The 19,351-nt window shown below is 66.5% G+C and carries 15 protein-coding genes and 1 pseudogene; 7 read left to right on the top strand and 9 right to left on the bottom strand.

All coding sequences use genetic code 11. The features are described 5' to 3' along the window. Positions 1 to 37: 37 nt before the first annotated feature. The 4 genes from B4L76_RS10225 to coxB are packed head-to-tail and all read right to left on the bottom strand — an operon-like array spanning position 38 to position 3,301. Positions 38 to 619: a cytochrome c oxidase assembly protein gene (locus B4L76_RS10225; RefSeq protein ID WP_282247950.1), complete on the bottom strand. Its 582-nt coding sequence runs from the start codon at positions 617 to 619 to the stop codon at positions 38 to 40. Continuing rightward, positions 616 to 744 (bottom strand): hypothetical protein, encoded by a 129-nt coding sequence (locus B4L76_RS10230; protein WP_256947664.1) that lies wholly within the window; start codon positions 742 to 744, stop codon positions 616 to 618. Before B4L76_RS10230 ends, B4L76_RS10225 begins: the two co-directional genes overlap by 4 nt. Positions 745 to 752: 8 nt before the next feature. After that, positions 753 to 2,363 (bottom strand): cytochrome c oxidase subunit I, encoded by a 1,611-nt coding sequence (ctaD, locus tag B4L76_RS10235; RefSeq protein ID WP_282247948.1) that lies wholly within the window; start codon positions 2,361 to 2,363, stop codon positions 753 to 755. Positions 2,364 to 2,422: 59 nt separating this feature from the next. Beyond that, positions 2,423 to 3,301, bottom strand: coding sequence for a cytochrome c oxidase subunit II (gene coxB / locus B4L76_RS10240; protein WP_296232221.1), 879 nt, complete (start codon positions 3,299 to 3,301; stop codon positions 2,423 to 2,425). 505 nt (positions 3,302 to 3,806) lie between these two features. Between coxB and putA the strand changes: the two genes are divergently transcribed. Further along, positions 3,807 to 7,031 carry a bifunctional proline dehydrogenase/L-glutamate gamma-semialdehyde dehydrogenase PutA gene (gene putA / locus B4L76_RS10245; RefSeq protein WP_296232224.1) on the top strand — a complete coding sequence of 1,075 codons (3,225 nt, stop codon included), beginning with the start codon at positions 3,807 to 3,809 and terminating at the stop codon, positions 7,029 to 7,031. 69 nt (positions 7,032 to 7,100) lie between these two features. Here the strand turns inward: putA and B4L76_RS10250 are convergent, their stop codons facing one another. After that, positions 7,101 to 7,748 (bottom strand): hypothetical protein, encoded by a 648-nt coding sequence (locus tag B4L76_RS10250; RefSeq protein ID WP_282247681.1) that lies wholly within the window; start codon positions 7,746 to 7,748, stop codon positions 7,101 to 7,103. Positions 7,749 to 7,852: 104 nt separating this feature from the next. On the opposite strand from B4L76_RS10250, the gene B4L76_RS10255 reads away from it, so the two are divergent. Then, positions 7,853 to 8,581, top strand: coding sequence for a ThuA domain-containing protein (locus B4L76_RS10255; RefSeq protein ID WP_296232225.1), 729 nt, complete (start codon positions 7,853 to 7,855; stop codon positions 8,579 to 8,581). Between the two features lie 75 nt (positions 8,582 to 8,656). Here B4L76_RS10255 and B4L76_RS10260 read toward each other — a convergent pair whose 3' ends face one another. Further along, complete coding sequence (locus tag B4L76_RS10260) at positions 8,657 to 10,000, bottom strand: outer membrane protein transport protein (RefSeq protein WP_296232227.1); 1,344 nt, start codon at positions 9,998 to 10,000, stop codon at positions 8,657 to 8,659. A 230-nt stretch (positions 10,001 to 10,230) separates the two neighbouring features. Here B4L76_RS10260 and B4L76_RS10265 point away from each other — a divergent pair, with 230 nt between their 5' ends. Continuing rightward, on the top strand, positions 10,231 to 10,923 hold the full coding sequence (locus B4L76_RS10265) for a rhomboid family intramembrane serine protease (RefSeq protein ID WP_282247678.1): 693 nt from the start codon (positions 10,231 to 10,233) through the stop codon (positions 10,921 to 10,923). 24 nt (positions 10,924 to 10,947) lie between these two features. Here the strand turns inward: B4L76_RS10265 and B4L76_RS10270 are convergent, their stop codons facing one another. Beyond that, on the bottom strand, positions 10,948 to 12,357 hold the full coding sequence (locus B4L76_RS10270; protein ID WP_296232324.1) for a S41 family peptidase: 1,410 nt from the start codon (positions 12,355 to 12,357) through the stop codon (positions 10,948 to 10,950). Next, positions 12,337 to 13,500, bottom strand: a pseudogene (dsbD, locus tag B4L76_RS10275) (protein-disulfide reductase DsbD); the annotation flags it as partial. The pseudogene dsbD and the gene B4L76_RS10270, both read right to left, overlap by 21 nt. Before the next feature lie 261 nt (positions 13,501 to 13,761). Between dsbD and B4L76_RS10280 the strand changes: the two are divergent. The 4 genes from B4L76_RS10280 (at position 13,762) to B4L76_RS10295 (ending at position 18,069) form a co-directional block, all read left to right on the top strand. Beyond that, a complete protein-coding gene (locus tag B4L76_RS10280) occupies positions 13,762 to 14,331 on the top strand; it encodes a nucleotidyltransferase family protein (RefSeq protein ID WP_296232229.1) in 570 nt (189 codons plus the stop codon). 128 nt (positions 14,332 to 14,459) lie between these two features. After that, the gene (locus B4L76_RS10285) at positions 14,460 to 15,143 is read left to right on the top strand and encodes a response regulator (RefSeq protein ID WP_296232230.1); all 684 of its coding nucleotides are present in this window, start codon (positions 14,460 to 14,462) and stop codon (positions 15,141 to 15,143) included. After that, positions 15,140 to 16,462: an ATP-binding protein gene (locus B4L76_RS10290; protein WP_296232232.1), complete on the top strand. Its 1,323-nt coding sequence runs from the start codon at positions 15,140 to 15,142 to the stop codon at positions 16,460 to 16,462. Before B4L76_RS10285 ends, B4L76_RS10290 begins: the two co-directional genes overlap by 4 nt. A gap of 215 nt (positions 16,463 to 16,677) precedes the next feature. Further along, positions 16,678 to 18,069 (top strand): aspartate aminotransferase family protein, encoded by a 1,392-nt coding sequence (locus B4L76_RS10295; RefSeq protein WP_296232234.1) that lies wholly within the window; start codon positions 16,678 to 16,680, stop codon positions 18,067 to 18,069. 38 nt (positions 18,070 to 18,107) lie between these two features. Here B4L76_RS10295 and B4L76_RS10300 read toward each other — a convergent pair whose 3' ends face one another. Next, complete coding sequence (locus tag B4L76_RS10300) at positions 18,108 to 19,229, bottom strand: cupin-like domain-containing protein (RefSeq protein WP_296232235.1); 1,122 nt, start codon at positions 19,227 to 19,229, stop codon at positions 18,108 to 18,110. Positions 19,230 to 19,351: the final 122 nt, after the last annotated feature.

The following is a 19,351-nucleotide window of genomic DNA, read 5'->3' on the forward strand; positions in this document are numbered from 1 at the left end:
CTGTGCTGGGTGGCCATGATCGGTATCCGGGTACGTATCAGGGTGCCGAGCGCGCGGTGGCCGGCGGGGTCGCCGTGGCCAGCTGCGCCGACAGCGCGTCGTTCTTGTAGAACGTGTAGGACAGGGTGATGGTCTTGATGTTGGCCGGCAGGTCCGGGTCGACGATGAAACGCACCGGCATGTCGCGTTTCTCGCCCGCCACCAGGGTCTGCGCGGTGAAGCAGAAGCATTCGGTCTTGCTGAAGTAACCCGAGGCCTTGGCCGGCGCCACCGATGGCACGGCGCTGCCCACCAGCGCGCGGTCGCTGTCGTTGCGCGCGTAGTACAGCGCTTCGTTGAGCTCGCCGGGCACCACGTCCATGGTCAGCTGTTCGGGGTGGAAGGCCCACGGCAGCTTGGAGTTCACGCCGCCATCGAACTGCACCCGCACGGTGCGCTTGGCCGCGCCGGGCGCGCCGACGGCCGCCGCACCGGGGCCACGCTCCAGCCGCACCCCGAACACCTTTTCGCAGGCAATGCGGTACAGCGGCACCAGCGAGAAGGTGAGCACGAACACCGCCACCGCCACCGCGATCAGGCGCGGCAGCCCGGCATGCGGTGCGGGGCGGGTTTCGCTCATCGCCCCAGCACCCCGCTCAGGATGAAGCCGACATAGACCAGGATCGCCACCGCACCCACCCACAGCGCGGTACGGCGGGCGCGTTGGCGGCGGGCAGCCAGATCCTGTTGGTGCACGTCATGCATGGCGGACCTCAGTGGGTGATGTCGTCATGGGCCAGATCGCCCGGGCGGATGGTCGGCGGCACGGTGAAGGTATGCGCCGGTGCCGGTGACGGCACCGTCCATTCCAGCCCGCGTGCGCCTTCCCACGAACGGTCAGCGGCCTTTTCGCCGTTGCGCAGCGAGGCGATCAGGATCGCGGCCATCATGAACGGGGTGACGAACATGCCGAATGCGCCAATGGAGCTGATCAGGTTCCAGTCGGCGAAGGCCACGCTGTAATCGGGAATGCGGCGCGGCATGCCGGCCAGGCCCAGGAAGTGCTGCGGGAAGAACAGCAGGTTCACGAAGAGGATGGACCACCAGAAGTGCACCTTGGCCCAGAACTCGCTGTACATGCGCCCGGTCCACTTCGGCCACCAGTAGTACACCGCGCCGATCAGCGCGAACACCGCGCCGGTCACCAGCACGTAGTGGAAGTGCGCCACCACGAAGTAGGTGTCGTGGTACTGGAAGTCGGCCACCACGATGGCCAGCATCAGGCCGGAGAAGCCGCCGATGGTGAACAGGATCACGAAGGCCACCGCCCACAGCATGGGCGCTTCGAAGGTAAGCGAACCGCGCCACATGGTGCTCACCCAGTTGAACACCTTCACCCCGGTGGGGATGGAGATCAGCATGGTGGCGAACATGAAGTAGATTTCGCCGCCCAGCGGCATGCCCACGGTGAACATGTGGTGGGCCCAGACGATGAAGGACAGGAAGGCGATCGCGGCGATCGCGTAGACCATGGCCTGGTACCCGAACAGCGGCTTGCGGCTGAAGGTGGGGATGATTTCACTGACCACGCCGAATGCCGGCAGGATCATGATGTACACCTCCGGGTGGCCGAAGAACCAGAAGATGTGCTGGAACATCACCGGATCGCCGCCGCCGGCCGCGTTGAAGAAGCTGGTGCCGAAGAACTTGTCGGTGAGCAGCATGGTCACCGCACCGGCCAGCACCGGCATCACCGCGATCAGCAGGAAGGCGGTGATCAGCCAGGACCAGCAGAAGATCGGCATCTTCAGCAGGTCGATGCCGGGCGCGCGCATGTTGAGCACGGTGGCGATGATGTTGATCGCGCCCATGATCGAACTGATGCCGGCCACGTGGATCGCGAACACGGTGAACGCCACGTTGTAGCCGCCCTGCAGCGACAGCGGCGGGTACAGGGTCCAGCCGCCGGCCGGCGCGCCGCCGGGCAGCAGGAAGGTGAGCAGCAGCAGGCTGAAGGCCACCGGCAGCAGCCAGAACGACCAGTTGTTCATGCGCGGCAGCGCCATGTCCGGCGCGCCGACCTGCAGCGGGATCATCCAGTTGGCCAGGCCGACGAAGGCCGGCATGACGCCACCGAAGATCATCACCAGCGCATGCACGGTGGTGAGCTGGTTGAAGGTTTCCGGCTTCACGAACTGCAGGCCCGGCTGCATCAGCTCGGCGCGGATGATCACGCTCATCGCTGCGCCGATGATGAACATGATGAAGCTGAAGAGCAGGTAGAGCGTGCCGATGTCCTTGTGGTTGGTCGAGAAGAACCAACGTTCGAAGAACGACTGCTGATGCCCGTGATGCCCGTCGTGATCCACTGCGGAATGCGCCATCGCCACACCACCTCGTTGGTTCGGTTTCAGCGCGCGCCGTGCGGCACGCGCGGTTCGTATCAGGCGTTTTCAGGCGCGGGTGCAGCTGCGGGTGCAGCCTCGGGTGCGGGCGCCGCCGGGTCTGGCGGTGCAGGCGTGGCTTCCGGTGCGGCCGGTGCCGGCGCCGGATCGGGCGCCTTGGGCCGCTTGGCGGCCAGCCACTTCTGGAAATCTTCCTTGGACACCGCTTCCACCACGATGGGCATGAAGCCATGGTCCTTGCCGCACAGCTCGGCGCACTGGCCGCGGTACACGCCGACCTTCTCGATGTTGGTCCAGGCTTCGTTGACGAAACCGGGAATGGCATCCTGCTTCCAGCCCAGCGCCGGCACCCACCAGGCGTGGATCACGTCATCGGAGGTGATGACGAAGCGCACCTTGGTGTCGACCGGCAACACCAGGCGGTTGTCCACGTCGAGCAGGTAATGCGGGTGGCTGTCGCGGTCGGGCACCTTGCCGCTCTGCCGGACCCGGTCCGATTCGCGGTCCAGGCGGCTGGTGAAGGTGACCTCTTCGCCCAGGTATTCGTACTTCCACATCCACTGGTAGCCGGTGACCTTGACGGTCATTTCGGCATCGCGGGTGTCGTAGAACTTGATCAGGTTGGCCGTGGCCGGCCACGCCATCACCACCAGGATGATCACTGGTATGACGGTCCAGACGATCTCGGCCTTGGTGTTGTGGCTGAAGGTGGCGGCTACCGCCCCCTTGGATTTGCGGAACTTGAAGATGGCATAGAACATCGCGCCGAACACCAGCACGCCGATGACCGTACACACCCACAGCGAGAACATGTTGGATTCCCAGGCCAACCGCGAGCTCTGGGTGACCCCCTTGCCCATGTTCAGCTGCCACGGAACCGGGTCGGCCGATTGGGCCCACGCCAGTGCCGGCGCCATCAGCGCTGCTCCACACCCCACTGCCTTTGCGAACTGCGTGCCCCACTTTCTGCGTTGCTTCATTGCCTAGACCCTTAGCGTCGTCGGTTGCAGCCATCGCTGGCCACTAGCAAGCCTTCTGGTTCTCTTCCCGCCGACGATCAGCCCCCACCCCATGGGGGTATGCACTGAACACCGGCGGTCGACCGGGTGCGGGTTCATCTCCGCAAACTCCGTTCTTTCGAGCGCCCGTGGGGGACGCGTTTTCCTGCCGCAGGAAACGTCTCGATGGTAGCCCTGATCTCGCGCGAGCGGCAAGGGTCCATTCACAGGTTTGGGAATGGTGCAATACAGCATAAGCATCGGCGACGGTTTTGACGAAATCGGCACAGTTTTTAACGACACTGCTGGATCCGCCGAATCCCCCTGTATGAAAGGCTATGAACGCGATCCGCGGCGCAGCTCCGATTGCTTTCACGGATGAAAAAGCGATTAAAATGGTCAAGTTTTCCACGAGCCAACCGGCATGACCGCACCTTCCGCGCTTCCCCCTGCCCCGGCCCCGTCCGGCGCCTCCCGCCCGCCGCTGCTGTCCCCCGAGCTGCCGGGTGTTCCCAATGCGTTCCGCCAGGCCATCACCGATGCCTGGATGAAGGACGAGGCCAGCCACGTGCGCGAGCTGCTGGCGCAGGCGCGCCTGCCCGCCGACGAACAGGCCACGGTGCAGGCCACTGCCGCCGACCTGGTCAAGCGCGTGCGCGTGCGTGCCAAGGACCAGGGCGCGATCGAAGCCTTCATGCGCCAGTACGACCTGGGCAGCGAGGAAGGCGTGCTGCTGATGTGCGTGGCCGAAGCGCTGCTGCGCATTCCGGACCAGGACACCGCCGACAAGCTGATCCGCGACAAGCTCGGCGAAGCGGACTGGAAGAAGCACCTGGGCGGCAGCGATTCGGTGCTGGTCAACGCCTCCACCTGGGGCCTGATGCTCACCGGCCACATCGTGCAGATCAACGACTCCACCCGCGCCGACGTGCCGGGCGCGTTCGCGCGCCTGATGGGCCGCGTGGGTGAGCCGGTGATCCGCCTGGCCGTGCGCCAGGCGATGAAGATCATGGGCCACCAGTTCGTCATGGGCCGCACCATCGACGAAGCGCTGTCGCGCTCGCACAAGGGCGACAACGCCAGCTACCGCTATTCGTTCGACATGCTCGGCGAAGGCGCGCTGACCATGAAGGACGCCAAGCGTTACCTGGAAGACTACCGCCGCGCGATCCACTCCATCGGTGGCGACCACAAGGCCCGTGGCGGCCGCCCGGAGGGCGACGTCAATTCGGCCCCGGGCATTTCCATCAAGCTGTCGGCGCTGTACCCGCGCTACGAGCACGCCAAGCGCGCGCGCGTGATGGCCGACCTGGTCCCGGGCGTGCTGGAACTGGCGCAGCTGGCCAAGTCGTACGGCATCGGCTGCACGGTGGATGCCGAGGAAACCGACCGCCTGGAACTGTCGCTGGACATCATCGAAGCGGTGGTGAGCGATGCCTCGCTGGCCGGCTGGGAAGGCTTCGGCGTGGTGGTGCAGGCGTACCAGAAGCGCACCCCGTACACGATCGACTACCTGGCCGACCTGGCTCGCCGCATTGGTCGCCGCCTGCAGGTGCGCCTGGTCAAGGGCGCGTACTGGGATGCGGAAATCAAGCGCGCCCAGATCGACGGCCTGCCGGCCTACCCGGTGTTCACCCGCAAGCAGAACACCGACGTGTCCTACCTGGCCTGCGCCAAGCGTCTGTTCACCCATGCCGATGCGATCTACCCGATGTTCGCCACGCACAACGCGCACACCATCGCTGCGGTGCAGGCGATCGCGCAGGGTGGCCAGTACGAGCACCAGAAGCTGCACGGCATGGGCGATGACCTGTATGCCGAAGTGGTGCCGGCCAACCGCCTGAACGTGCCGTGCCGCGTGTACGCACCGGTGGGTTCGCACGAAGACCTGCTGCCGTACCTGGTGCGCCGCCTGCTCGAGAACGGCGCCAACTCCAGCTTCGTCAACCGCATCACCGACGACGCGGTGGCCATCGACGACCTGATCCGCGATCCGGTCGAAGCCGTGGCCTCGTTTGAATCCATTCCGCACCCGAAAATCCCGCTGCCGGTTGACCTGCTGCGCAGCCAGAACCACGACAGGAAGAACTCCATGGGCGTCAATCTCGCCAACGACAACGATTTGCGCGCCCTGGCCGAGCAGCTCAACGCGGCCGTGAAGCCGTGGCAGGCCGCCCCGCTGGTGCCGGGTGCACAGCCCACCGGCGCACTGTTGAACGTGGTCAACCCGGCCGATACGCGCCAGGTGGTGGGCCAGTGGCAGCCGGCCGACAGCGCCACCGTGGAAAAGGCCCTGGCCAACGCCGTGGCCGCACAGCCGCAGTGGAACCGCACCCCGGCCGCCAGCCGTGCGGCAATCCTCGAGCACGCCGCCGACCAGCTGGAAGCACGCCTGCCCGAATTCATGGCGCTGTGCGTCAAGGAAGCCGGCAAGAGCCTGCCCGACGGCATCGCCGAAGTGCGCGAAGCGGTGGACTTCCTGCGTTACTACGCCAAGCAGGCGCGCGAGCAGTTCGGCCACGCCGAGAAGCTGCCCAGCCCGACCGGTGAATCCAACGAACTGCAGCTGCACGGCCGCGGCGTGTTCGTGTGCATCAGCCCGTGGAACTTCCCGCTGGCGATCTTCCTGGGCCAGGTTGCCGCCGCGCTTGCCGCCGGTAACAGCGTGATCGCCAAGCCGGCCGAACAGACCAACCTGATCGGCTACTACGCGGTGAAGCTGCTGCTGGATGCCGGCGTGCCCGAAGGCGTGGTGCAGTTCCTGCCCGGCGACGGCGCCACCGTGGGTGCCGCGCTCACCGCCGACCCGCGCGTGGCCGGCGTGGCCTTCACCGGTTCGACCGACACCGCGCGTGCGATCAACCGTGCGATGGCTGCCCGCGATGCCGCAATCGGCGTGCTGATCGCCGAAACCGGCGGCCAGAACGCCTTCATCGCCGATTCCTCGGCGCTGCCGGAACAGCTGGTCAAGGATGCAATCGGTTCGGCGTTCACCTCGGCCGGCCAGCGCTGCTCGGCCGCGCGCGTGCTGTTCGTGCAGGACGACATCGCCGACAAGGTGATGACGATGCTGGCCGGTGCGATGGCCGAACTGAAGATCGGCGACCCGGGCCTGCTGTCGACCGACGTCGGCCCGGTGATCGATGCCGATGCGCTGCAGATCCTGCAGGAACACGCGGTACGCATGGAGAAGGAAGCGCGCCTGATCGCCGCTGCCGAGCTCAGCGAAGCCGCCGCGCACGGCACCTTCTTCGCCCCGCGTGCGTATGAGCTGAAGAACCTGGACCAGCTGCACAAGGAAATCTTCGGGCCGGTGCTGCACGTGATCCGCTGGAAGGGCGACCAGCTCGATGCGGTGATCGACCAGATCAACGCCACCGGCTATGGCCTCACCCTGGGCGTGCATTCGCGCATCGACGAAACCGTGGACCGCATTTCCTCGCGGGTGAACGTGGGCAACGTGTACGTCAACCGCAACCAGATTGGTGCGGTGGTGGGCGTGCAGCCGTTCGGCGGCCAGGGCCTGTCCGGCACCGGTCCGAAGGCCGGCGGCCCGCACTACCTGCTGCGTTTTGCCACCGAAAAGACCGTCACCGTGAACACCACGGCGGCCGGCGGCAATGCCTCGCTGCTGACCCTGGGCGATTGATCGGCGTTGTAATGGTTTGAACGAAAAACCCCGCGAAAGCGGGGTTTTTTGTGGGTGATGCCGGCGCCGTCACTCGGCGTGGATCGCCTCGATTTCATCGCGCAGGAGCAGTTCTTCGCCCATGTAGCGCTCGAACTTGATGCGGCCGAACCCCGGTGCGTACCAGGCTTCCATGCGGTTGTCTTCGAAGGTCGCGGTGAGGTGGCAGGTGTCCTTGAAGGTGCGCGGCTGGTCGTCGACCGTGGCCTCCACGTCTTCGAAGCCGACGAAGGTGTAGTCGTTGAAGCCGTCGTAGTCGACCGGCTCGACCGTTTCTTCCACGTGGTGGGTGCGTTCGCCGCTGCCGTTGACCACGAAGCGCTCGCCCGGCTTGGCGCTTTGCGGGAAGGTCGGCGCGGGCTTGAAGGTATCGGTCATCACCGGCCGGGAAGCGTCGCCGCCCCAGGCAGAGATCCCGTAGCGGTCCTGGCCCAGCAGCTGGCGGCCGCTGGCATCGTAGTAGGCGGCCGTGCCGACGCCACCGCCGGCGCTGTGCACCTTGATCGCGTCGTGGCCGTTGAAGGTGGCCTTTTCGATGGTCAGCGTTTCATCGCCGGTGGAGAAGCGCAGGCCCGGGGTGAGGGTGAAGCAGGTGGCGAAATCGGCGGCGGCGAAGGCCGGCGCGGCCAGCGCGGAGAGGGCGAAGGCCAAGGTGGAACGAAGCAGAACGGGCGACATGTGGTTTCCTTGTCATGGATCGTGAAGCGGTTCCTGCGCCGCAGGCGGCACCCGGCCGGCTGCGCGCGGACCGGGATTGTACGGGGCTGTGGCATGATCCGGCCATGCGCCCAAATGTCCTGCCGTTGCTGCTGGCGATGTTCCTGTCCACCGTTCCCGCGGCCATGGCGGCCGCCAACGAGCGCGTACTGGTGTTCACCAGCACCGCCAAGTTCCGCCACGACTCGATTCCCACCGCGGTGAGCACGCTGCGCCTGCTGGCCGAGCGAGAGCGCATGGCGGTGGACCAGAGCGAGAACGCAGCCGACTTCAACGATGCCAACCTGGCCCGGTACCGGGTGGTGGTGTTCGCCAACACCACCGGCGATGTGCTCGATGCCGCCCAGCAGCAGGCGATGGAGACCTTCATCCGCGCGGGTGGCGGGTTCATGGGCGTGCATTCGGCCGCCGACACCGAGTACGACTGGCCCTGGTATGGGCAGCTGGTGGGCGCGTATTTCAAGAACCACCCCGAGGGCCTGCAGTTCAGCCGCGTGCAGCCGGAGCGCGGGGGCAAGCCGCAGGGCACCTCGTGGCCGGTACGCGACGAGCTGTACAACTACCGCAGCAACCCGCGTGGCGCCGTGCAGGTGATCGCCACGGTGGACGAACGCATGTACCAGGGCGGCACCATGGGCGCCGACCACCCCATTGCGTGGTGCCACCCGTTTGATGGCGGGCGCAGCTGGTACACCGGCCTGGGCCATGACACGGGCCTGTACCGCAACCGCGATTTCCTGGCCCATCTGCGGCAGGGCCTGCTGTATGCGGCGGGTCGCTCGCCCGAATGTTGAAACGATAAGACCCAAACGCAGAAGGCCCCGCTTTCGCGGGGCCTTCTGTCTGTTACGCGGCGCGAACGCCGTGGATCAGAACTTGTAGTTGAACGAAGCAGCCAGCACGTCGCCGCGGACCTTGTACTTGCCGGTCAGCGAGTTGCCCTGGTTGTTGGTGGTGGCGCCAATGTTCACGTTCGGGTCGCTGGTGAACAGGTGGGTGTAACCGAAGTTGTATTCCATGTTCGCCGACGGGGTCCAGCCGAGGCCGAACGACAGCCACTTGCGGCTGGTGTCCGGCACGCGCACGTCGCGGTGTGCGTCGGTGGTCGGGGTCTGGTCGTACGCGACGCCGCCACGCAGGGTAAGGGTCTCGCTCAGCTTGTAGTCGGCGCCCAGCGACACGAAGGTGGTGTCACGGTAGCCGAATTCCAGCACCGAGTCCGGCTGCGCCGAGGCGTAGTCGATGGTGACCTGGTCGAACGCGGTCGACCATGCGGTACGGGTGACATCACCCATCACGGTCCACTTGTCGTTGATGTTGTGGGTCACGCTCATGGTGGCCGAGGCCGGCAGGGTCACGGTGGCCTTGCCCGAGGTGGTCACGAAGCGACCCGGCTGGGCAACGGCCAGCACGGCAGCAGCGTTGGACGGCACGTCGAAGGTGGCGTCGCCGCCGGTGATCTTGTGCTCGACCTTGGAGCGGTAGCTGAAGCCGATGTGGGTGTTCTCATCGGGGCTGAACAAGCCGCCGACGGTCCAGCCCACGGCGTTGTTGTCGCCTTCGACAGTCAGCTTGCCATCGGCGCTGCCCGGGGCGAAGCCCGGCACGCGGGACTGGGCCAGCGCGGTGCCGAAGTCGATGTTGTTGCTCAGTTCGATGGTCAGGTGCTCAACGAACACCGACGCGCCGAAGGACACGTACGGGTTGACGTCGTACGAGGCGGCAAAGCCCAGGTCGATCGCCTTCAGGTCGGTCTTCAGGCCGCTGTAGCGCCCCACCCAGCCGTTGTCGTAATCGGTCTTGAAGCCGAACGGAGCGGTCAGCGACACACCAAAGTGGGCCTTTTCGCCGATCGGCATGTGGAAGTACGCGGCCGGAACCGGGGCAATCATGCCGGCGTCGCCGCCGTCACCGCCGGTCTGCGGCTGGCCGGTCGGCTTGCGGCCGGTGCCTTCGAATTCTGCCTTGAAGCTGATGGCGCTCAGGTCGCCCTGGATCTGGGTGCCTTCCAGCTGGCGCATGCCGGCCGGGTTGACCGCGATGATCGAGGCGTCGCCCTGGGCGCTGCCCGAACCGGCGAAGGCGCGGCCGAGGCCCTTGGCGCTGTTTTCCTTCAGCTGGAAGGCGGCGGCGTTGACGTGGCCAACGGCCAGGACACCGGCGATACCGACAGCGAGGGCGGTGACGCGGGCGAGGGTGGAAGCGGTATGCATCGTTTGTTCTCTCCGGAAATGCGTGTGGTTTGGCAACGCGCGCCTGCGCTGTCCCAGGCCCCAAAGGACTTGACACAACGCGCCGGATTCCCCTCCCGACATACGACGCCGTATGCGAGTATACCCAGACCAGTTAATGAAACAATAACGCGATCACCCTTTCCGGCTATTCAGGCTGAACGCGTCTTCGCTCCTTCAGGCGCGTTGCCGCGCTAGGCTAGCGCCCACGCATGTTCGTCTCGCTCCCCTCCCGCAAGAAGTCCGCCGTCCGCTGGGCGACGCCCCTGCTGTTCGCGACGCTATGGGCCGCATTCCTGTGGTCGATCTCGCGCCCGGGCGATGCCCGGCGCAGCCTGTGGATGGACTGGGGCGCGTTGTCCACCGGGCTGACCCGGCCATTGGACTGGTGGGCCACCTTCCAGGACGGCAGCGTGCTGCGGTTGTTCACCGCGCTGTTCCTGCACGCGGATTGGTCGCACCTGCTGGGCAACCTGGTGTTCCTGCTGATCTTCGGCCTGCCCGCCGAGCGGGTGCTGGGGCCGTGGCGGCTGATCCTGCTGTTCCTGGTGGGCGGGGCGATCTCCAACCTCACCGCGATCTACACGATGGGCAGCCCGGACCAGATCATCATCGGCGCCAGCGGCGCGGTGTCGGCGCTGATCGGGGCGTACCTGGCCCTGTTCCCGGGCGCCCGGCTGGGGGTGGTTATCCCGCTGGGGCTGTTCCTGGAATTCGTGCGGGCGCCGGCCTACCTGCTGATCGGGGTGTGGGCCGGGCTGCAGGTGGTGTTCGCGTACATCGGCCCGACCTTCGGCATGGTGGCCTGGTGGGCGCACATTGCCGGGTTCGTGTTCGGGCTGGTGTATGGGGTGTACGTGCGCGCGGCAATCGCGCGGCGGTTGCGGAAGCGGCACGGGTTCTAAGCGTGCGCGCCCCGGGGGCCGACGTCAGGGCGTCGGCTTGGCTTCCGGCTTGGCTTCCGGCTTTGCTTCGGGCTTTGCTTCGGGCTTTGCTTCGGGCTTTGCTTCGGGCTTCGGCTTTGCTTCCACCTTGGGCGCCGGCTTCTTCGCCGCTTCGGCCTTCTGCTTGGCGGCCACCGAACCGGGCTGCTTCAGCTCGGCCAGCGCGTCGTTGATCGGGCCGTCGCCGGGCAGCACGTCGCCGGCCTGGTAGCCTTCGCCGCCCTCTTCGTCACCGCGCAGGTGGCCCGGCAGGGTCGCTTCGCTGTAATCGGACAGGCTGGCCGGCAGGTCGTCGTCTTCGCCCGCCTTCTTCTCCGGCACCAGCACCACGTCGGGCACGATGCCGGTGGCCTGGATCGATTTGCCGCTCGGGGTGTAATAGCGCGCAGTGGTCAGCTTGACCGAATCGCCGTTGTCCAGCGGCAGCACGGTCTGCACCGAGCCCTTGCCGAAGGTGCGGCTGCCGATCACGCGCGCACGGCCGTTGTCGCGCAGTGCGCCCGCCAGTACTTCCGAGGCGCTGGCCGAACCGGCATCCGCCAGTACCACCACGGGCGCGCCCTTGAGCAGGTCGCCGGGCGTGGCGTCGAAACGCGCGTCGCTGATCGCGATGCGGCCCCGGGTGCTCACGATGTTGCCCTTGTCGAGCAGGTCATCAGCCACCTGTACCGCCGCGGTGAGCAGGCCACCGGGGTTGCTGCGCAGGTCCAGCACCAGACCCTTGAGCTTGCCGCCGGCCTGCTGCTGCAGCTGGGCCACATGCTTCTGGAAATCGGCGCCGGTATCGGCCTGGAAGGTGCTCAGGCGAATGTAGCCGTAGCCGGGTTCCAGCATGCGGCTGCGCACGCTGGTGACGCGGATGGTTTCGCGGGTGATCGGCACGTCGAACGGCTTCAGCTTGCCCTCGCGCACGATGGTGAGGATGACCTTGCTGCCGGCCTTGCCGCGCAGCGGCTCGGTGGCTTCGATCGCGCTGATCGGCTTGCCGTCGATGGCGATGATCAGGTCGCCGGCCAGGATGCCGGCCTTGGCCGCCGGGGTGTCGTCGATCGGCGAGATGACCTTGAGGCTGCTGTTGTCGGGCTGCTGCTGCAGCTCCACGCCGATGCCTTCATAGGCACCTTCGGCCTGTTCGTCGAAGGCTTCGGCATCTTCCTTGTCGAAGTAGGTGCTGTGCGGGTCCAGGTCCAGCAGCAGGCCACGGATGGCCGACTGCATCAGTTTCTTGTCTTCCACCGGTTCGACATACGCGGCACGTACCGCGTTGTAGACGGCCACGTAGCGGCGGATTTCATCCAGCGGCACACGCGAGGTCACCGCCTCTTCGGTGGAGGCCGCATCGCCGCCGCGTTCCGGAACCTGGGCGGTCTGCTGCGCCCATGACAGCGCCGGCACCAGGGCCAGCAGCAGGGTGGCGGGCAGCAGGCCGCGCACGGTGTACAGCGCCATGCCCAGGAAGACGAAGCCGAACACGCCCTTGACCCGGTTCATCCAGGCACCCGGGCGCGGCAGGTAGCGGTTGCCCAAGGTCACCAGCAGCAACAGCGGCACGCCCATGCCCAGGCCAAGGCTGAACAGTACCAGCGCCCCCTGCAACACATCGCCGCTCTGGGCGATGTACAGCAGCGCACCCGCCAATGGCGCGGTCATGCACGGGCCCATCAGCAACCCGGACAGCGCGCCGAGCAGTGCCGCGCCGTACAGGTTGCCGCCCTGCGTGCCGCGCCCGGCGCGGTCCAGACGGTCACGCAGGGCGGCGGGCAGTTGCAGTTCGAAGGCGCCGAACATGGGCAAGGCCAGGAGCACGAACAGCGCCGCCAGGCTGCCCAGCAGCCAGGGTTGCTGCAGCCAGGCCTGCAGGCTGGCACCCAGCAGCGCGGCGACCACCCCCAGGGCGGCGTACACCAGCGCCATGCTCAGCACATAGACCCCGGCCAGCACCCAGCCGCGTCGGGCACTGGCGCCATTGCCCAGGACCAGCCCGGCGAGGATCGGCAGCATCGGCAGCGAGCAGGGGGTAAAGGCCAGCAACAGGCCAAGGCCGAAGAACGCCAGCAGGCTCCAGGCCAGGTGGCCTTGTTGCAGGTCGCTGGCCAGGGCCTGGTCACTGGCTTGCCCGGCTGTCGGCGTCACGCTGCCACCCAGGTCGATCAGCGTGGTTTGCGGCGGGTAGCACAGGCCGGCATCGGCGCAGCCCTGCCAGCCCAGGCGCAGCTGGCCCTGGGCGCTGGCGGGCAGCAGCAGTTCGAGCTGGTCGCGGTACACCGCACTGTCGCCAAAGAATTCGTCGTGGTGGTTGAGCGCAGGTGGCAACTGCGGGTGTTGTTCGCCGGGCAGGCCGTCGAACTTCAGGCGTTTCTGATACAGGTAGTAGCCCGGCTTGATCTGGAAGTACAGGCGCATCCGGCCGTCGGCCTGGCGGTCGTGAGTCAGCACGAAGGCTTGGTCGACCGGCAGGAAGTCAGGTTTGACGTCGAACGGGTTGGCCTGCAACGGGCCGGCCAGCAGCAATGTCAGGAACAGCAGGAGGACGCGCATGTCTTCGCCTTGGCAGATCGAGGAATGGGGCCATGCTGGCGTGGGTCGATTAACCCAAGGTTAACCGTTGTTTCTGCAAGCGGCGCTGCGTAGCAGGGCGCGACATCATCAGCCGCGCTTGCCATGGCGGCACGTCAGTGGTTGCATTGCATGATCATCCGGCGATTACGAGTTGCCCATGCCTGAAACGATAGCCAGCGAAACGTTCGACAGCGCTGCGATGGTTGCCGCGGCGACGTCGCACCAGCGACAGGTGCGGTTGTGAGTGTGGTTGCGCTGGTGCTGGCGGCAGGCAGCGCCAGGCGTTTTGGCGCTGACAAACGCCAGGTGGCCCTGGCCGATGGTCGCAGCCTGCTGACGCACAGCGTGGAGCGGGCCCGCGCAGCATTCGCTGACGTTCGCGTGGTGTTACGCGCAGGCGAGCGGGGCGAGGATCTTGGGCTGCCTGGCGATTGCCGTATCGTCGCCAGCCCTGAGGCCGCCGCAGGCATGGGACATAGCCTGGCTGCCGGTGCCGGCTCGTTGCTCGACAGCCGGGCGCAGGCGGTGGCCATTCTGCTGGGTGATATGCCTTGGATCGAACCGGCAACCTTGTGTCGGCTGGCCGAGGCGGCCAGCGCTTCGACCATCGTGTTGCCGCGCCATGCAGGGCAGTACGGGCACCCGGTGATCTTCGGGCGCGATTTCTGGGCGGCGTTGGCGCGGCTGAGCGGGGATGAAGGGGCGCGGTCGTTGGTGCGGGGGCAGCAAGGCTGCTGTACGGTGGTTGAGGTCGATGACGCCGGGGTGTTGCTGGATGTGGACACACCGGAGCAGGTGATGCAGGCCTGAAGCGGTCGCCACAACGCGGCATTATCGCCACACCCGGGACGAACCCCACCCCTCTACAAAAAGGTCCATAATCCCCCCTTAATCCGCCCAAGGTGCAATGTCAGCCACACCACTCCGGGAGCCCAACCATGCACGTTCTGCTCTGCGAGGACGACGACCTGATCGCCGCCGGCATCTGCGCCGGCCTTACCGCCCAGGGCCTGACCGTGGACCGGGTGGGCAACGCCGCCGCTGCACGGGCGATGCTGCAGGCGGCGCAATTCGACGTGATGATCCTCGATCTCGGCCTGCCGGACGAAGACGGCCTCAAGCTGCTGCGCCGTCTGCGCCAGCAGGGCGAGACGCTGCCGGTGCTGGTGCTCACCGCGCGGGATGCGGTCACTGACCGGGTCGATGGCCTGCAGGCCGGGGCCGACGATTACCTGCTCAAGCCCTTCGACCTGCGCGAACTGGCTGCACGCCTGCACACCCTGTTGCGGCGCGTGGCCGGGCGTGCGGTGAACGTGATCGAGCACGGCCCGCTGTGCTACGACCCGAGTACCTGCTCGGCTACCCTTGGCGGGCAGCCGGTCGACCTGTCGCGCCGTGAACAGGCGCTGCTCCAGGCGCTGCTGCAGAACCGCGGCCGAGTGCTGTCCAGCGAACAGCTCAAGGACTGCGTGTATGGCTTCAGCGACGAGGTGGAGAGCAACGCCCTCAACGTGCATATCCACCACCTGCGGCGCAAGCTCGGCAACGGCATCGTCGAGACCGTGCGCGGCCTGGGCTATCGCCTGGGCCCGGCGCAGGCGCCGGAAGAGGCCGCATCATGAGCCTGCGGGTACGCCTGAGCCTGATCCTGGGCAGCGCCTTCGTAATCATCTGGGTGCTGGCTGCCGCGTGGATGCTGCGCGACCTGCGCCAGCAGATGATGTTCTCCCTCGACCAGCGTCTGGTGGCCTCGGCGCGTATGGTCGCCGGCCTGATCGACCAGTTGCCGCAGCCGTTGACCGCCAAGGGCGAGGAGGCGCACTTTTCCGCCGACCAGTTCAGCGTGCCGGACGGCATGGCCTGCCAGGTCAGCTCGTTGCGTGGCGAGATTCTCGCCAGCAACCACAAGCACGATGGCGCCATGAACGACGAAAGCAGTGGTTTCCGTGACCAGACCATCGACGACGCGCTGTGGCGCACCTTCACCTACAACCATGGCGATGTGCGTATCACCACCGCCGACCGGCACATGGAGCGCGAGGCGTTGAACCAGTCGATCCTGCTGGCGGCCTCGGCGCCGGTACTGATGGCGCTGCTGGGCAGCCTGGGGCTGTTGTGGATCGGCCTGGGCAAGGGCCTGGAGCCGCTCAACCGCATGCGCGACGCGCTGCGCCGCCGGCGTGCGGACAGTGTCGAGCCGCTGCAGGTGGCGGGCATGCCCAGCGAACTGCAGCCGCTGCTGGAAACCCAGAACCAGCTGTTCCTGCGCATTGCCCAGACCATTGAGCGCGAGCGGCGCCTGACCGACGACGCCGCGCATGAACTGCGCAGCCCGCTGACGGCGATCAAGACCCACCTGCAGGTAGCACGCATGACCGAGGGTGCGGTGCGCGAGCAGGCGCTGGCGCATGCCGAGCAGGGGACCGACCGCATGCATCGCACACTGGAGCAGTTGCTGATGCTGGCGCGGGTGGAGGGCAGCCTGTCGTTCGATGATGGTGTGCAGTGCAGCGCCGAGCAGGTAGCCCGGCAGGCGGTGCAGGACGCCGGTGGTGGTGACAACCGGCGTATCGTGTTGCGTTTGCCGGAAGAAGCCACACAGGTCTACCTGGGCATGCCGGCGCCCCTGGCGGTGGCGGCGTTGCGCAACCTGCTGGACAACGCCTTGCGCCATGGTGGCGATGAGGCGGTGGAGCTGGAACTGCAGATGAGCGATGGGCAGGTAGGTTTCATGGTGCGCGACCATGGGCCGGGGATTGCCGAGGCAGACCTGGAGCATTTGACCGAACGCTTCTGGCGTAATGGGCAAAGTGGCGGCTGCGGGTTGGGGTTGGCGATCGTGCAGGCGATCGTGCAGCGCTGTGCCGGTAGCCTGAAGTTCGACAGCCGGAGTGATGGCTTGCGGGTCTTGTTGCAGGTGCCGGCGCGTTCGGGACATTGATCCTTGCCGCTTGTTGCGGTCGTTTCGCGGGTAAACCCGCTCCCACAGGTACAGCACAGGGTTCAGATATCGAGTGGTCCCTGTGGGAGCGGGTGTACCCGCGAAGAGGCCATAACAGGCTGTCGAAAATCCCGTAACAACCGCTAAATCCTCCTCGCATCCAAGCGTTTCCCAAGCGACACCCGCTCATTCGCTTGCTTGCGAGGAACCACTCCATGTCCACCGCTTACAGCCTTGCCCAGGTCCCACCGGCGAGCACGCCGCGCCCGTTGTACGCGTTCACCGATTCGCCGCTGTTGCAGCGCCAGCAGCAACAGGAGTCCAACGCCCGCAGCTACCCGCGGCGCATCCCGCTGGCGCTCAAGCGCGCCAGTGGCATTCATGTGGAAGATGTCGAAGGCCGTCAGTTCATCGATTGCCTGGCTGGAGCCGGGACCCTGGCGCTGGGCCATAACCACCCGGTAGTGGTCGAAGCGATCCAGCGGGTCCTGGCCGATGAGCTGCCCCTGCATACCCTGGACCTGACCACGCCGGTCAAGGACCGCTTTGTCCAGGACCTGTTCGGCGTCCTGCCCGAGGCACTGCGTCGCGAGGCCAAGGTGCAGTTCTGCGGCCCGACCGGCACCGATGCGGTGGAAGCGGCGCTGAAACTGGTGCGCAGTGCCACTGGCCGGAGCACCGTGCTGGCCTTCCAGGGCGCCTACCACGGCATGAGCCAGGGCGCGCTGAGCCTGATGGGCAGCCATGGGCCGAAGCAGCCACTGGGCGCCTTGCTTGGCAACGGCGTGCAGTTCATGCCGTACCCCTATGACTACCGCTGTCCGTTCGGTCTGGGCGGCGCAGCCGGGGTCAAGGCCAACCTGCATTACCTGGAAAACCTCTTGCTTGACCCGGAAAGCGGCGTGCCCCTGCCCGCCGCAGTGATCCTTGAGGTGGTGCAGGGCGAGGGCGGGGTCATCCCGGCCGATATCGACTGGCTCAGGGGCGTGCGTCGGATCACCGAGCAGGCTGGCGTGGCGCTGATCGTCGACGAGATCCAGAGCGGCTTTGCCCGCACCGGGCGCATGTTCGCCTTCGAGCACGCCGGCATCGTGCCGGATGTGGTCACCCTGTCCAAAGCCATTGGTGGCAGCCTGCCCCTGGCGGTGGTGGTGTACCGCGACTGGCTTGATACCTGGAAGCCAGGTGCCCACGCAGGCACCTTCCGTGGCAACCAGATGGCCATGGCCGCGGGCTCGGCGGTGATCGGTTACCTGGTCGAGCAGCGCCTGGCCGAGCATGCCGAGGCCATGGGCCAGCGCCTGCGCCAGCACCTGCAGCAGTTGCAGCGGGATTATCCGGAACTGGGCGATATCCGCGGGCGCGGTCTGATGATCGGGGTGGAGCTGGTGGGCGGCCAAGGGCAGCGTGATGCCCTGGGCCAGCCGCAGGCCAACCGTGAGCTGGCGGCCAAGGTGCAGCGCGAGTGCCTCAAGCGCGGGCTGATCCTGGAACTGGGCGGGCGGCATGGCGCGGTGGTGCGTTTCCTGCCGCCGTTGATCATCAGTGGTGAGCAGGTCGATGAAGTGGCACAGCGCTTTGCCGAGGCGTTGGTTGCTTCTGTCTGAATAATGCCGGGGGCGCAAAACGCCCCCGGCAATCCTGGCTACCAGCCGCGCCCGGAATCCACCCAGAAGTTCACCGACAACGAGGTAGACACCGACTCCACCTGATGGAACCAACCCTCAGGCAGGAACAGCAGGTCACCGGCTTGCAGCACCACCCGCAGGAACGGCACCTCGCGCGCTGCCGGGAAGCGTTGATAATCCGGGGCGTCGGGGTTGAAATCGCAGCCGTCCAGGCCGCCCTTGGGGCTGGTCGACCAGGTGCCCAGCGCCGGGCGATGGTGCGGCGCGGCTAGAATGAACGACTTCTGGCCCCAGACCTGGGCGAACAGGTTGTCGGTATCGTCGCGGTGCAACGGCGTCAGGGTGCCCTTCGGGCCGATCCAGATGCGCGGCGCGATGAACCTGTCACGGGCGAAATATTGCGGGTAGCGGATCAGCGCCAGCAGCTTTTCCGGGACGATGTTGTTGCCCATATACGCCGGTGTTTCACCAGGCCTGGCCGGGGTGTCCAGCGAGGCGATGAACTCGGCCATGGAAGTGGAGCGGAAGTCGCGGTCGGTGGAGAACGTCTTCTTCACGTAGTCGCCGTGGCGGGTAATGCCCTGCAATTCGGCGAAATGTACCAGCGAGGCTTCACGGCCCATGCTGAACAGCGGCCAATCCTGCAGGGCATCGCTGATCACCAGCGGGGTGCCATGCGCCAGGTAGTCGTTGTGAAAGCGCGCCACGGGCATGTCGGCGCGGGCAATGCGTGCCACTTCGCGCTGCACTGGTTGGGCGGCCGATACCCGTTCGCTGAAGCGTGCCGGTGTCGGGTAACGCTGGTTCATCGACACCTTGGTCGGCGGCGTCCCGCGGCGGGCGTTGCTGATGATCTGCGGTAGCAGGGTGGCCAGGCCCATGTTGCCGGTGATCTTCAGGCGCGCACTGGCGAACAGTTCCTCGACGTTGGCGGTGCCGCCCATGATGCCGAGGAAGTCGCGCTCGGCCACTTCGATGGTGACATCCGCGGCACCGTGCCGGCCGGCACCGGTGCGGCTGCTGTCGCGCACCTCCGCCCAGAAGGCCTGGTCCTCGCCGAAGACGAACTGGAAGACGCCTTCGATGCCGACGGCATGGGCGTTGGCGAACAATTTGCTGAGGATGCTCTGAAGGTCCACGGTGTGCCTCTGGCGGTCTTTCGTTGTGCAAGGATGACGAGTGTCTGCGCCAGCGATTTAGCCGTCCGGACAGGTAATTTTTCGGCGTGCAGCTACGTCCCGTAGGGGAGCCCGAGTCACTT

The sequence above is a fragment of the Pseudomonas sp. UBA4617 genome (assembly GCF_002386445.1).
In the GTDB taxonomy this organism is placed as follows: Bacteria; Pseudomonadota; Gammaproteobacteria; order Pseudomonadales; family Pseudomonadaceae; genus Aquipseudomonas.

Excerpts from the sequence above, each read along its gene's own strand:
- B4L76_RS10225 (WP_282247950.1), bottom strand. The coding sequence starts at position 619 with ATGAGCGAAACCCGCCCCGCACCGCATGCCGGGCTGCCGCGCCTGATC.
- B4L76_RS10230 (WP_256947664.1), bottom strand. The coding sequence starts at position 744 with ATGCATGACGTGCACCAACAGGATCTGGCTGCCCGCCGCCAACGCGCC.
- ctaD (WP_282247948.1), bottom strand. The coding sequence starts at position 2,363 with ATGGCGCATTCCGCAGTGGATCACGACGGGCATCACGGGCATCAGCAG.
- coxB (WP_296232221.1), bottom strand. The coding sequence starts at position 3,301 with ATGGCGCCGGCACTGGCGTGGGCCCAATCGGCCGACCCGGTTCCGTGG.
- putA (WP_296232224.1), top strand. The coding sequence starts at position 3,807 with ATGACCGCACCTTCCGCGCTTCCCCCTGCCCCGGCCCCGTCCGGCGCC.
- B4L76_RS10250 (WP_282247681.1), bottom strand. The coding sequence starts at position 7,748 with ATGTCGCCCGTTCTGCTTCGTTCCACCTTGGCCTTCGCCCTCTCCGCG.
- B4L76_RS10255 (WP_296232225.1), top strand. The coding sequence starts at position 7,853 with ATGCGCCCAAATGTCCTGCCGTTGCTGCTGGCGATGTTCCTGTCCACC.
- B4L76_RS10260 (WP_296232227.1), bottom strand. The coding sequence starts at position 10,000 with ATGCATACCGCTTCCACCCTCGCCCGCGTCACCGCCCTCGCTGTCGGT.
- B4L76_RS10265 (WP_282247678.1), top strand. The coding sequence starts at position 10,231 with ATGTTCGTCTCGCTCCCCTCCCGCAAGAAGTCCGCCGTCCGCTGGGCG.
- B4L76_RS10285 (WP_296232230.1), top strand. The coding sequence starts at position 14,460 with ATGCACGTTCTGCTCTGCGAGGACGACGACCTGATCGCCGCCGGCATC.
- B4L76_RS10290 (WP_296232232.1), top strand. The coding sequence starts at position 15,140 with ATGAGCCTGCGGGTACGCCTGAGCCTGATCCTGGGCAGCGCCTTCGTA.
- B4L76_RS10295 (WP_296232234.1), top strand. The coding sequence starts at position 16,678 with ATGTCCACCGCTTACAGCCTTGCCCAGGTCCCACCGGCGAGCACGCCG.